This window comes from Plantactinospora sp. B6F1 (genome assembly GCF_040120695.1).
GTDB lineage: Bacteria > Actinomycetota > Actinomycetes > Mycobacteriales > Micromonosporaceae > Plantactinospora.
On sequence record NZ_JBEEAC010000001.1, the window covers coordinates 97335 to 110078 of the forward strand.

At 72.7% G+C, this 12744-nt stretch carries 7 protein-coding genes; 4 read left to right on the forward strand and 3 right to left on the reverse strand.

Features of this window, described 5'->3' with window-relative positions:
* Positions 1–596: 596 nt before the first annotated feature.
* Entirely contained in the window at positions 597–3506 is a 2910-nt protein-coding gene (locus ABNF97_RS00360; protein WP_130462554.1) for a glycoside hydrolase family 48 protein, read from the forward strand.
* Between the two features lie 474 nt (positions 3507–3980).
* Positions 3981–4844 (forward strand): phosphatase PAP2 family protein, encoded by an 864-nt coding sequence (locus tag ABNF97_RS00365; RefSeq protein ID WP_130465920.1) that lies wholly within the window; start codon positions 3981–3983, stop codon positions 4842–4844.
* On the opposite strand, the gene ABNF97_RS00370 is transcribed toward ABNF97_RS00365, so the two are convergent.
* A complete protein-coding gene (locus ABNF97_RS00370) occupies positions 4841–7576 on the reverse strand; it encodes an ATP-binding protein (RefSeq protein ID WP_349337242.1) in 2736 nt (911 codons plus the stop codon). The two genes, ABNF97_RS00365 and ABNF97_RS00370, sit on opposite strands and share 4 nt — an antisense overlap.
* Positions 7577–7716: 140 nt before the next feature.
* Between ABNF97_RS00370 and ABNF97_RS00375 the strand changes: the two genes are divergently transcribed.
* Positions 7717–8304 carry a dihydrofolate reductase family protein gene (locus ABNF97_RS00375; protein ID WP_349337243.1) on the forward strand — a complete coding sequence of 196 codons (588 nt, stop codon included), beginning with the start codon at positions 7717–7719 and terminating at the stop codon, positions 8302–8304.
* 132 nt (positions 8305–8436) lie between these two features.
* On the opposite strand, the gene ABNF97_RS00380 is transcribed toward ABNF97_RS00375, so the two are convergent.
* Positions 8437–9276, reverse strand: a complete 840-nt coding sequence (locus tag ABNF97_RS00380) for a DUF1028 domain-containing protein (protein ID WP_349337244.1) — start codon at positions 9274–9276, stop codon at positions 8437–8439.
* An 84-nt stretch (positions 9277–9360) separates the two neighbouring features.
* Between ABNF97_RS00380 and ABNF97_RS00385 the strand changes: the two genes are divergently transcribed.
* Complete coding sequence (locus ABNF97_RS00385) at positions 9361–10341, forward strand: LLM class F420-dependent oxidoreductase (RefSeq protein ID WP_130465921.1); 981 nt, start codon at positions 9361–9363, stop codon at positions 10339–10341.
* Positions 10342–10430: 89 nt separating this feature from the next.
* Here the strand turns inward: ABNF97_RS00385 and ABNF97_RS00390 are convergent, their stop codons facing one another.
* Positions 10431–12737 carry a transglutaminase TgpA family protein gene (locus ABNF97_RS00390; protein ID WP_349337562.1) on the reverse strand — a complete coding sequence of 769 codons (2307 nt, stop codon included), beginning with the start codon at positions 12735–12737 and terminating at the stop codon, positions 10431–10433.
* Positions 12738–12744: the final 7 nt, after the last annotated feature.

Consider the following 12744-nt stretch of genomic DNA (forward strand, 5'->3'; position numbering starts at 1 on the left):
TGAGCGGTCGGCGGCTACGTAACATGTCCGTAGCTCGCCCATCGGGGAGCGATCGACCCGGCGGACCGGGTCCTCGCACCTCCGTGGTGGTGCGATCCAAGCTACTTACACCATCATCGATGGAAGCGCTCCCATCGACGTTGGTTGGACTGTAGCCCGCGTCACGGGTTTGTGAAAGACCCAAAATAAGATCGAAACATCAGGCCAACGTCGACGAAACCCCGCCGTGCTGTGGGGATCGACGCTATGCCCAGGTCAGCGGGCTCTTCTGGTCGTCCCTAGTGGAGCTGAACCGCCTCCACTTGCTGCGGGAGCGCTCCCATGCAACACTGTCGAACTATCGCGGTAGGGAGCCACCAGCCGACGCGAACGTGGGCCGCCAGGGCATCCGAGTCTCTCGGTAACGGCGTCCCTGCACCGCTCGGAGCCGCCACGTCCGGCGTCTCCTCCGGCGTCCGCCGACCCCGGTCCGGGACGGGTTGATCACCACCATTCCGGCGCCCACCCCACCACGCGCATCGCCCCCGCACCACGCGCACAGGAGGCGCCCCAGCCGCGGCATGACCGCGGCCCGGTCCGCGAGGAGAAGTCACGACATGAAGTTGAGGTTAGGAAGACGCCGACTGGCGATGGCCGCCGCCGGCATATTGGTGGTCGGAGGTGTTGCCGTCATCCCCGGCACCGCCTACGCGGCACCCGGCTGCGACGTCACCTATACCGCCAACAGCTGGGGCTCCGGATTCAGCGCGTCCATCACCATCAGGAACGTCGGCGACCCGATGACCAGTTGGAGCCTAGGATTCACGTTCCCGGGCAACCAGCGCATCACCCAGGGCTGGTCGGCGAACTGGACCCAGTCCGGCGCGAACGTGACCGCGACGAACATGTCCTGGAACGGCAACCTGGCCACCGGCGCCTCCACCAGCATCGGGTTCAACGGCTCCTACTCCGGGACGAACGCCAACCCGACCGCGTTCACCATCAACGGCAACCCCTGCAACGGCGCCCAGAACACCGCGCCGACCGTCGACATCACCAGCCCGGCCAACGGCGCGACCTTCACCGCACCGGCCAACGTCACCGTCACGGCGACCGCCACCGACGCCGAGGGACCGGTCGAGCGCGTCGAGTTCTACCGCAACGGCCTGCTGGTCGGCACCGACACCAGCGCGCCGTACAGCTACACCAACAGCGCGCTGCCGGCCGGGTCGTACACCGCGCAGGCCCGGGCGTACGACAGCGCCGGGCTGAGCGGCATCGACGAGGTGGCCTTCACCGTCGGCGGCACCAGCCAGGCGAGCGTGGTGGTCCCGGCGACCCTCACGGTGCCCGAGGGCGGCAACGCCGCGCTGAACGTCAGGCTCAGCGCCGCGCCGACCAGCAACGTCACCGTCAACCTGAGCAAGACCGGCGACGCGGACGTGACGCTCGGCGCCAGCACCGCGACGATCACCCCGTCGAACTGGAACACCGGGGTCAACGTCCAGGTCAACGCCGCACAGGACGCCGACGACACCAACGACACGGCGACCATCACCGCCAGCGCCAGCGGGCGCACCCCGGGCACCACCCAGGTGACCGTCACCGACGACGAGGGTGGCGGACCGGCCGGCGAGTACGGTGAGGAGTTCCTGGAGCTGTACAACAAGATCAAGGCGCCGGCGAACGGCTACTTCAGCCCCGAGGGCGTGCCGTACCACTCGGTGGAGACGCTGCTGGTCGAGGCCCCGGACCACGGTCACGAGACCACTTCCGAGGCGTTCAGCTACTGGCTCTTCCTGGAGGCCATGTACGGCCGGACCACCGGCGAGTGGGGACCGTTCAACGACGCCTGGGAGGTCATGGACCGGTACATCATCCCGTCCGAGACCCAGTCGAACTACAACGCCAGCGACCCGGCGGACTACGCCCCGGAGGCGAACCGGCCCGACCTCTATCCGCAGCAGGGCGGCAAGCTCGACTCCAGCGTCAAGGTGGGCCAGGACCCGCTCGCCGCCGAGCTGCAGTCCACCTACAACAGCGGCCGGGTGTACGGCATGCACTGGCTGCTCGACGTGGACAACGTCTACGGCTACGGCAAGTGCGGCGACGGCACCACCAAGCCGGCGTACATCAACACCTACCAGCGGGGCCCGCAGGAGTCGGTCTTCGAGACCGTCCCGCACCCCTCCTGCGAGACGTTCACGCACGGCGGCCCGAACGGCTACCTGCCGATCTTCATCGGTGACTCGTCCTACGCCCAGCAGTGGCGCTACACCAACGCTCCCGACGCCGACGCGCGCGCCGTCCAGGCCGCGTACTGGGCGCTGAAGTGGGCCAAGGAGCAGGGTGCCGAGGGTCAGATCTCGGCCACCATCGCCAACGCCGCCAAGATGGGTGACTACCTGCGCTACGCGATGTACGACAAGTACTTCAAGCAGCCCGGGTGCGCCTCGCCGTCCTGCGCGGCCGGCACCGGCAAGAACAGCGCCGCGTACCTGCTCTCCTGGTACTACGCCTGGGGCGGCTCGCAGGGTGGCAGCAGCAGCTGGTCGTGGCGGATCGGTTCCAGCCACAACCACGGCGGCTACCAGAACCCGTTCGCCGCGTACGCCCTCTCCACGGTCTCCGAGCTGACCCCGCGGTCGCCGACCGCGCGGACCGACTGGGCCACCAGCCTCACTCGGCAGATCGACTTCTACACCTGGCTCCAGTCGGCCGACGGCGCCATCGCCGGTGGCGCGACCAACAGCTGGAACGGCGACTACAGCGCCCGCCCGTCCGGGGTGCCGACCTTCTACGGCATGGTGTACGACGTCAAGCCGGTCTACCACGACCCGCCGTCGAACCAGTGGTTCGGCTTCCAGGCGTGGAGCATGGAGCGGGTCGCGGAGTACTACCACGAGAGTGGTGACACCCGGGCCAAGGCGCTGCTCGACAAGTGGGTCAACTGGGCGCTCGAGCACACCACGGTGAGCGGCGCGAACTACGAGATCCCGTCGACGCTGAGCTGGAGCGGTCAGCCGGGTGGCAGCTGGACCTCCGGTACCACCTCGGTGAACAACAGCAACCTGCGGGTCTCGGTGGTCGACTACACCCAGGACGTCGGCGTCGCGGGTGCCTACGCCCGTACGCTGGTCTACTACGGTGCGAAGGCCAACCACCAGCCGTCCAAGGACATGGCGAAGGCCCTGCTCGACGCCGTGTTGCAGCACAAGGACGACCTGGGCGTCTCGGTGACGGAGACCAAGGCGGACTACAACCGCTTCGACGACACCTACAACTCCAGCACCGGCCAGGGCCTCTACGTCCCGTCCGGCTTCACCGGCACCATGCCGAACGGTGACCCGATCAACTCCAACTCCACCTTCCTGAGCATCCGCTCGTTCCTCGAGGACGACCCGGACTGGGACAAGGTGGAGTCGTACCTGAACGGCGGCCCGGTGCCGACGTTCAACTACCACCGCTTCTGGGCGCAGATCGACGTGGCGATGGCGCTGCACGACTACGACCGGCTGATCGGCTGATCCCGGTCACCAGACGGGCCTGATTCCCACGGTCAGGCCAACCGTGGCGGGCCCGGCCGGATTGGCCAACGCAGCGATCCGGCCGGCCCGCCACTCCCGTTCCACTCCGGACGGCGCGAGGACGCGCACCACTGCCCGGGCGGGCGGCACCAACCGGTGCCGCCCGCCCGGACTCGCCTCCGGCCGGCCCGGGACCGGCATGCTCCGCCGGCCGTCCTGGCGGAGACCTTCATGGCGGGACTGGACAAAGACACTGAGTTTCCAGTCAGTACGGGGTGCCGCGTACGGCGTGACGGAGTATCCTTCCCTCAGTGGGAGGGGCCGCTTCCCCCGTGGCGGCCCCTCCCGCTTCTTGTCATCTCGCCCTGTTCCCGACCGGCACCGGACGGTGCGGTGTCGGCTATGCCGGGAGCGTCCGATACGGTGTCCGGCGTGCGTCGCCAAAGCGGCATCCTGACAGCGTCCTGGCTGGTCATGTGGACCGCGCTACAGATACTCGCGTTTGTCGTGCTCTGGCGGTTCGCCGTCGGCACCGAACACGGCCAGGTGCTGGACACCATCGCACTCACCGGCACCTCGGTCGGACAGCACCGGATCGAGGGCATCGTCGGCGGCGTGTTGAACGCCGTCTCCCTGCTGTCCCTGCTGGTCGCGACCGCGGTCATCGGCTTCATCGCGCTGATCCGGGTCCGGATCACCCTGGCGGTGGTGACCGTGCTGCTGATCCTGGGCGCCAATCTCACCACCCAGGCGCTGAAGGTCCTCATCGAGCGGCCCGACTTCAACGTCGACGAGGCCCGGGACGCGGCCGGCAACAGCCTGCCCAGTGGACACACCACCGTCGCCGCCTCGGTGGCGATCGCGCTGGTCATGGTGCTGCCGCCCCGGGTGCGCGGCTGGGCCGCGCTGGTCGGCGCCGGGTACGCCGCCGCGACCGGTGTCGGTACCCTCTCGGCCGGCTGGCACCGGCCCAGCGATGCCGTGGCGGCCCTTCTGGTGGTCGGCGCCTGGGCGTCCGCGGCCAGCCTGACGCTGCTGCTGACCCAGCGCGAGACCGCACAGGTCGCGGCCGTGGACGGCAACCGGCGGGCCAGCGCGGTGCTGGCCATCGTCGGCCTGGCTCTGCTGCTGGTTGCCGCGGTCGCCCTCGGCTGGACCGATGGCGTGCGGTCCACGCCGATCACCGAGTTCGGCCGGCGCCAGCTCCTGGTCGCGTACGGCGGCAGCGCGGCGGGGATCGCCGGTACCGCAGCCCTGGTGACCGCCCTGGTACTGGTCACCCTGCATCGAGTGGTGCCCCGAGATACCGGCCGAGGTGGCAAGGGGCCGGCGGACTAGGGACCGGCCGGCACCTCGACACCGAGGGCGGCGAGCTCCTGTCGGCCCTCGGCGGCGCGCTCCGGCAACAGCAGGAGCGTGGTGGCCCGTTCGAACCGGGCGCCGATCCGCTCCCACCCCGCCACGGCGGCGGTGAGGGCCGCGCTGTCGCCGTCATGGCGTCCCCGGGCGCGAGTGGTGCAGGCGGCGGCCCAGGCGCTCTCGTGCCGTTCGGCGGCCGACAGCAGCTCCGGCGCGTCGGGCAGCCCGGCGAGGACGGCCAGTTCGGCGCCGGCCGCCCGGGAGTAGGGCGGGGACCAGCTGCGGACCCCGTTGAACGCCAGGCGGACGATTGCGGCGGCGTCCCCGACCCGGCCGGTGTGCACGGCGAGCCGCGCATCGACCATCGTCAGGAACGTGGAGTGCGCGGGCAGCTCCCCGATGACCTCGATCGCGCGGGAACGCCACAACGCGTACCCGTCGTCGTCGCCGCGTAGCCCGTGCACGAGGGCGACGGCGGCCATCGGCGGTGACATCGTGCCGGTGCGGGGACGGCCGGCCCGCTGCCAGCCGTCCCACGCGGTGCCCGCCATCCGCAGCGCCTCGTCGAAGCGCCCGCTGAGCACCAGCGGGGTGATCAGGAGGGCGGCCGAGTAGTAGGAGCCACCCGCGAGGTCGTCGTCGACGGTCCGCTGCCCGATCGACAGGGCGGCCGGCAGGTCGCCGACGCCGAGGGCGGCCAGGTGGGCCATCCGGTACGTGTCGACGATCTCCGGGGCGGCGGTCGGGTCGTGCCGGGGCATCGCCGGCAGCAGGGCCAACCGTTCCTCCGTCACCCGGCGCACCTCTCCGCCACGCCCCGCCACGATGCCGGCGGTGGCCACCGCATCCAGGGCCGCGCTGATCAGCACCGGATCGCCGGTGGCCCGGGCGGCTGCCGCGGCGGCGTCGGCGAGCGCCGGGTCCGCCTCGTACCTGTCGGAGGTCGCGGCCCAGGCCGCGGCCTCGGCGAGCCGGGCCGACACCACGGCGTCGCTGGCCCCGTCCGCCGCCGACGTCGCCTCGTCGAGGAGATCACGCAGGCGCTGGTACGGAACGGCGAAGCCTGCCGGATGCCTCCGGGCGGTGGTGACCGCCTGCGCCAGCGCGATGGCCCTGGCCCCGTGATCCCCGGCCGCGCGGGCCCGCTCCGCCGCCGCGAGCAGCAGGTCGAACGGGCGCTGGCCGTCGTCGCCGAGCGCGTGCGAAACGGCGGCGGCGGCGTAGAGGTCCGCCGCGGCCGTGCCCGGTGCCGGGGCCCGCTCGGCGGCGGCCCGGTAGTGGCCGAGAGATTCCGCCAGGAACCGTCGGCTGTAGGCGAGGTGAGCCAGGGCTCGGGCCAGCCGGTGCGGCAGCTCGGCCCGGCCTTCGGGAGCGGCGGCGAGGGCGGCTCTCAGGTCGTCGGCGACCGCGTCGAACTCTTCGTACCATTCGTCGCCGTCCAGTCTCGTCTCCAGCCCGGTGGCGACATCCGTCGCCCAGCGCAGATGCCGGTCCTGGATCTCCGGTCGCTCGCCCGACCCGTCCAGCTGCTCGGTGGCGAACGCGCGCACCGTCTGCAGCAGCCGCCACCGGGCCGTACCCTCCCGGCGGTGCACGGTGACCAGGCTCTTGTCCGCCAGCCGGCCGAGCACGTCGGCAACCGCGCCTCGGGTGCTCCCGACCGGGCTCACCGCGACGACGGCGTCGAGGTCGAACGCCCCGGCGAAGGCGGCGAGCCGCCGGAACAGCACACGTTCCTCCTCGTCGAGCAGGTCGTGGCTCCAGCCGATGACCGCGCGCAGCGAGCGGTGCCGCTCGTCCACACCCCTGCCGCCGGCCACCAGCCGCAGGTGGTCGTCGAGCGCGGCCAGCAACCCGTCCTCGCCCAGGGTGGCACTGCGGGCCGCAGCCAGCTCGATCGCCAGCGGCATGCCGTCCAGCCGCCGGCACAGATCGGCGACCACCGCCGGGTCCGCCGCGAACCCGGAATCCGCGGCGGTGGCGCGGTCGACGAAGAGTCGCTCGGCGTCGGACCCCAGCGGCAGCGGGCCGAGCGGTACGGCACGCTCGCCCGGTACGCCGAGTCGCTCCCTGCTGGTGGCGAGGATGCGGGTACCGGGGCAGCCGGCCAGCACCCGTTCCGCGAACGGCGCCACCACGTCGATCACGTGCTCGCAGTTGTCCAACACCAGCAGCGACCGGCCCTCGCCGAGCCGCTCCACCACGGCGTCCTCCAGCGACTGTTGCGGACGCTCGCTGACGCCGAGCGCCGCGGCGACCGCCTGCGCGACGTACCCGCCCCGGGCCGGGACGAGATCGACGAATGCGCCACCGGAGGGGAAGGACGGCCCGGCCGCCTCGGCGAGCTGGCCCGCCAGTCGCGTCTTGCCCACCCCGCCGGGTCCCACCAGGGTCACCAGGCGCGCGTCGCGCAGCGTCTCCAGCAGGTGCTCGTGTTCGACGCTCCTGCCGATGAAGGCGGTGAGCGCCGGTTGCAGTCCGGCCAGCCGCCCCGGTACCGGCGCACCCGCCTGCGCCTGCACGGCGATCTCGGCGAGCGCCCTGCGATCGGCGACGCCGTACTTGCGCAGCAGCGCGGAGACGTGACTCTCCACGGTCCGTACCGAGATGTGGAGCCTGCCGGCGATGTCAGCGTTGGACAGGCGCGCGCCGAGCATGACGAGTACCTCGATCTCGCGCTTCGACGCTCCGACGGGATACGCGACGGTCATCGCACCATCATGCCGGACCCCCGGATCAGTACCGAGCGGCCGAATCCGTGCTGGAATGCGTGGTCGCCACGGATGCCCGCGCCGTCCCCGTGCCGGAGGCTCTATCTCAGGTCACCGAAAACACACACGGGAGGCACAACATGGGACGCATCGTTCTGTCCATCTTCACGACCGCCGACGGAATCGTCGACGAGCCGCAGCGGTTCACCTTCCAGTTCGTCAGCGAGGACTCCATGCAGACCGGGCTGGAGCAGCTCCGGGCCGCCGACGCCCTGCTGCTCGGCCGGGTCACCTACCAGGGGTTCGCCGCCGCATGGCCGAACATGACCGACGAGGCGGGTTTCGCCGACAAGATGAACAACATGCCCAAGTACGTCGTTTCGACGACGCTGGACCGGGCCGAGTGGAACAACACCACCGTGATCAGCGAGAACGTCGCCGAGACGATCGCCAAGCTGAAGGTCGAGGTGGACGGCGACATCCTGATCTACGGCAGCGTCGGACTGGTCAGGTGGCTGCTGCGCAACGACCTCCTCGACGAACTGCGCCTGGTCACCTACCCCGTCGTGCTCGGCGGTGGGGTGCGGCTCTTCGAAGAGTCGGACGAGCCGATGGTCCTGCGGTTGGTCGGCGTGCAGACGTTCGAGTCGGGTGTGGTCCTGTCGACCTACACCCCCAGCCAGGACCAGCTGGTCGGGTCGGTGCAGGACCCCGAGGCCACCGCCTGAACCGGGGCAGGTCGTCGGTAACCGGGGTTCCGGCGGCAGGCCGGGTGCGGTCTACGCACCCGGCCTGCCGCCGTCGAGGGCAGGGCGGGGCTACTGCTCGCGGTACGCAGGTTCGAGGCGGCAGCCGTCTGCTCAGGACCGGGCCCGTATCCGTAGCTGCGCGAGCACGACGGGGTCGATCCTGGCCGGCACCAGCCGCTCCTCCAGGTTCTCCACTCCGGCCCAGTCGGCGAGCCGATCCTCCAGCGTCGCGTCGTCGTCCGGGTGGCCCACCCTGGCGAGCAGCCGCGACACCTCCTCGGCGAGGTCACCGGTCAGGTCGAGCAGCGTCTCCGGATCGGGGCGGTCGAAGAGAATCCGGTGCAGGTCCAGCAGCCGCGCCAGCTCGGTCACCGGATCGGGATGGTCGTCCACCCGCAGGTCCACGACCACGTCGCCGGTGCCGCCGTACCCACCGCCACGGCCGACCACCAGCAGGGCGGCGCTCTGCCGGCCACGCCGGTCACCACCGGCCAGGTCCCCGGCCCGGAGCGCGCCGAGCAGCCGGTCCGGAAAGCGCAGGTCGGCGCCGCCGAGCCAGGCGTCCCGCATCTCCTCGACGACCTGTGGGCCGACCAGGATGTTGCCCTGGATCGCCCAGCCGGCACCGGCCTGCCCGCCGGCCCAGTCGTGGCAGCCGGCGCCGGTGTAGGTGGCGGCCGTGCCGTCCGCATCGACGATCCCGAGCTGGCGCTGCGGACGGCCGGCGTCGGCGGCGACCAACCCGGCCAGCGCGTCGGCCGCGGCCAGGCCGGTACGGAGGAACGCCAGTCCCTGTGGCCGGTAGGCCAGGTTGGCGTGCGCCTGGGTGGCCAGCGCGCCCACCTCGGCCTCGGCGGCCGGCACCATGGCACCGACACCGAGGAACTTGCTGGCGACCGCGACCCCGTGCAGCCGGCCGTCGTCGGAGCGTGCCACGATCGAGAAGGTCACCCGGCAGAGGCTACAAGATCGGGGCGCCCGGTTGCCGGGGCCGCGGCGAGCGGGCACCATCGACCGGTGACCACACGCTGGGGAATGACCGTGCCGCTGGGCGGCGTACCGCTCGACGGTCACGACGCGGTCTACGACGCGCTCGCCGAGGCCGGGTTCACCGACCTGTGGTCCGCCGAGGTGGCCGGCACCGACGCGTTCACCCCGCTGGCGCTCGCCGCAGCCTGGCAGCCGTCGCTGCGGTTGGGCACCGCCGTCGCCCCGGTCTTCACCCGGGGACCCGGCCTGCTGGCGATGAGCGCGGCGGCACTGGCCGAGGCCGCCCCCGGCCGGTTCTCGCTCGGCATCGGCGCCTCGTCACCGGTGCTGGTGCAGGACTGGAACGCGACCCGGTTCGCCGAACCGTTCCGGCGCAGCCGCGACGTACTGAGCTTCCTGCGGGCGGCGCTGCGGGGCGAGACGGTCGACGAGGTCTACGACACCTTCACCGTGCGGCGGTTCCGGTTGGAGCGGCCGCCGGCCGTACCGCCGCCGATCCTGCTGGCGGCGCTGCGTCCCCGGATGCTGCGGCTGGCCGCCGCCGAGGCGGACGGGACGATCCTCAACTGGCTGGCCGACGACGACGTACCGAAGGTGATCGCCACGCTGGGCGAGCGCCGTCCCGGCTTCGAGGTGGCCGCCCGGATCTTCGTCTGCCCGACCGAGGACGCCGGGTACGCCCGGAAGCTGGCCCGCCGGCTGATCACCACCTACCTGACCGTTCCGGCGTACGCGGATTTCCACCGCTGGCTCGGCCGGGAGGCGGTGCTCGCTCCGATGTGGCGGGCCTGGGCGGCCGGTGACCGTCGGGGTGCCGCCGAGCTGGTCCCGGACGAGCTGGTCGACGAACTGGTCGTGCACGGCAGCCCGGAGACGTGCCGGACGCGGATCGAGCGCTACGTGGCAGCCGGGGTCGACGTTCCGGTGCTGGCCCTGCTGCCCACCCCGGAGGTCACGGCCGGCGGCGCCGCCGCGCTGACCACCCTGCTCGCGCAGCTCGGCCCGGCGACGACGCCCTCGGGCTGACCACCCGGACCGCCCGCTCGGCATCGTTGCTCCTCGGTGGCGTCACCGTGGTGGCCGGTAGCGTGGCGCCGCACGTCCGCAAGGGCTGGTCAACGCCGCCAGCGGAGCGGGCCGGGATGCAGCGACCAGAGCAGCCGGCGCCACCACGGCCGGTCGGCGCGGAGTTCCGCCGCGTACGCCACCGCCAGTTCACCGGCCCGCCGAGCCTGGTCGTCGGTGGCGTTGCCGGGCGCGAACGCGGCCAGGTTGACCAGCGCGGCCAGGTCGTCGACGGCCGGCGCCGCCGGGCGGAGCGCTCCGGGGCGGACCGGCTGCTCGGGAACGCCGTCGGGCGCCCGCCCCGCCTCCGCCGCTCGGCGCAGGGTGGACCTGGCGTGCTCGGCGACCTCGGTGGCCGCCAGATGATCCGGCACCGGCCGCCCGGCCAGCCGCAACGCGTCGGTCACCTCCCGCCAGGCTCCGGCGATCCGCTGGGCCGGCGGCCCCTCGGTGAGTCGGCGGCGACGCATGCCCCGGCGCATGCCGACGATCAGGGTGGCCAGCCCGGCGAGCAGGAGCAGCAGCCCGCCGATACCGCCGCCGACCAGGACCGGGGTGCCGAGGCCACCCCGGTCCGGCGCCGCCTGCGGGCCGGGCGTGCCGCTCGGGGTGGCCGCCGGAGTCTGCGACGCCTCGTCCGGCGGCGGCGTGGGATCCTCCGGCTCCGGCTTGAAGTCCCGCTCCACCGGCTTTGGTCGGGTGTTCGGCTTCGGCAACGGGTCGAACGCCACCCAGCCGAGGCCGTCGAAGAGCACCTCGGGCCAGGCGAGGGCGTCCGCGCCGCGCACCGGTCCGGTGCCGGTCGGCGACCGGAAACCGACCACCACCCGGGTGGGCAGCCCGATCATCCGGCCGAGTACCGCGAAGGAGGCGGCGAACTGCTCCGAGGTGCCCCGCTGCCCACCGCCGTTGCCCGGACCGAAGAGGAAGAAGTTGAGGTTGGGATAGGCGTGCCCGCTCGGCGCGTCGGCTACCACCCGGTAGTGCTCGGCGAGGAACCTCTCGATCGCGTCGGCCCGGGCGTACGGCGCGCCGTTCTCCTCGGCGAGATGGGCGGCTAGCTGCTGCATCTGTTCCGGCGCACCCGGCTCGACCCTGAGGAACCGGGCCACCTCGTCGCCGGCCGGCACGCCGGCCGAGGGCAGCAGGCTGTAGTCGGGGCTCTCCTGTCGGGAGGTGACCGAGTAGGTCAGCCCGGCCGTCAGCCCCTCCGGCCGGATCAGCGTCCCACTCTCCTGGTCGTACGCGACCCGGGCGCCGGTCACCTCACGCGGGGTGGGTACCGCAGGCAGCAACTTGCCGGTCAGTCCGTCGATGGTGATCTGCTGCACCACCTGCCTCACCCGGCTGTCGGGCAGCGGCTCCGGCTCGGGCAGCACCCGTCCCGCGTTCCGGTACGTCGCGCCGACCCGCCAGGTCACCCCGTCGTAGTCGCCGAGCACGGCGAGCCGGATCCGCTGGCCGGGTCCCGGACCCTCCTCCTCGGCCGGCTCCGCGCCGTCGCCGGCCGGGGTCGGCGTGGCGGTGCTGGCCGCCGGCGGGCCGCCCGCGACGGTGGCCACGTCGAGCAGCTTCTGGTCCGGGTTCAGCGCCCAGCCGGAGATCCGGATCAGCGGATTCTCGTCGAGGCTGTCCACCTGCGGCGGTTGGACGTAGCGGCGCGGGTCGACCGGGGTGGTGCCGACCTGCCGGGCCACGACGGGCGCCACCAGCACGGTGAGGCCGAGCACCACCACCACGCCCAGTGCGGTACCGGCCAGGGTGCGGGCCCGCATCGCGGCCCTGACCCCCGGACCCAGCTCAGCGGCCGGATCGGGGTCGCGGCGGTGCTCCGGCGGAGCCGGCGGTGCGCCGGCAGCCAGGGCCAGCGCACCGGCGGCGGCGAACGCCACGGTCAGCCAGGGTGTCGAGTCGGCGTTCGGGCCCACGACGTAGAGCGCGCCCGCGTACAGGGCAGCCGGGGCGGTCAGGCCGAGCAGCACCCGGTCGGCCCGGACCCCGACCTCGGCACCGGCCAGCCCGGCCAGCCAGGCCGCGACCAGCGGCACGATCACGGTGTCCGGCGTCGGCTCGACCGGGATCAGCGCGGTGAGCAGCCGGGGGATGCCGTTGCGGGCGGCGTCGGCCGCCACCTCGCCGAGCGAGCCGGGCAGGTCGGCCCGCTGGGCGGTGAACCGGACCGCGGCGGCCGTGTAGCCGAACAGGGCCAGCACCGAGAGCGGGGCGACCAGCCAGGACGGCAGGCGCCGGGCGGCCAGGCTGACCCCGACCGAGCCGACCGCCGCGCCGAGGACGAGCCGGCTGAGCAGCGGGTCGGCGTACACCCCGCCGAGGACGGCACCGGCCAGGCCGATCATCGCCACC

Excerpts from the sequence above, each read along its gene's own strand:
- ABNF97_RS00390 (WP_349337562.1), bottom strand. The coding sequence starts at position 12,737 with ATGATCGGCCTGGCCGGTGCCGTCCTCGGCGGGGTGTACGCCGACCCG.
- ABNF97_RS00360 (WP_130462554.1), top strand. The coding sequence starts at position 597 with ATGAAGTTGAGGTTAGGAAGACGCCGACTGGCGATGGCCGCCGCCGGC.
- ABNF97_RS00365 (WP_130465920.1), top strand. The coding sequence starts at position 3,981 with ATGTGGACCGCGCTACAGATACTCGCGTTTGTCGTGCTCTGGCGGTTC.
- ABNF97_RS00385 (WP_130465921.1), top strand. The coding sequence starts at position 9,361 with ATGACCGTGCCGCTGGGCGGCGTACCGCTCGACGGTCACGACGCGGTC.
- ABNF97_RS00375 (WP_349337243.1), top strand. The coding sequence starts at position 7,717 with ATGGGACGCATCGTTCTGTCCATCTTCACGACCGCCGACGGAATCGTC.
- ABNF97_RS00370 (WP_349337242.1), bottom strand. The coding sequence starts at position 7,576 with ATGACCGTCGCGTATCCCGTCGGAGCGTCGAAGCGCGAGATCGAGGTA.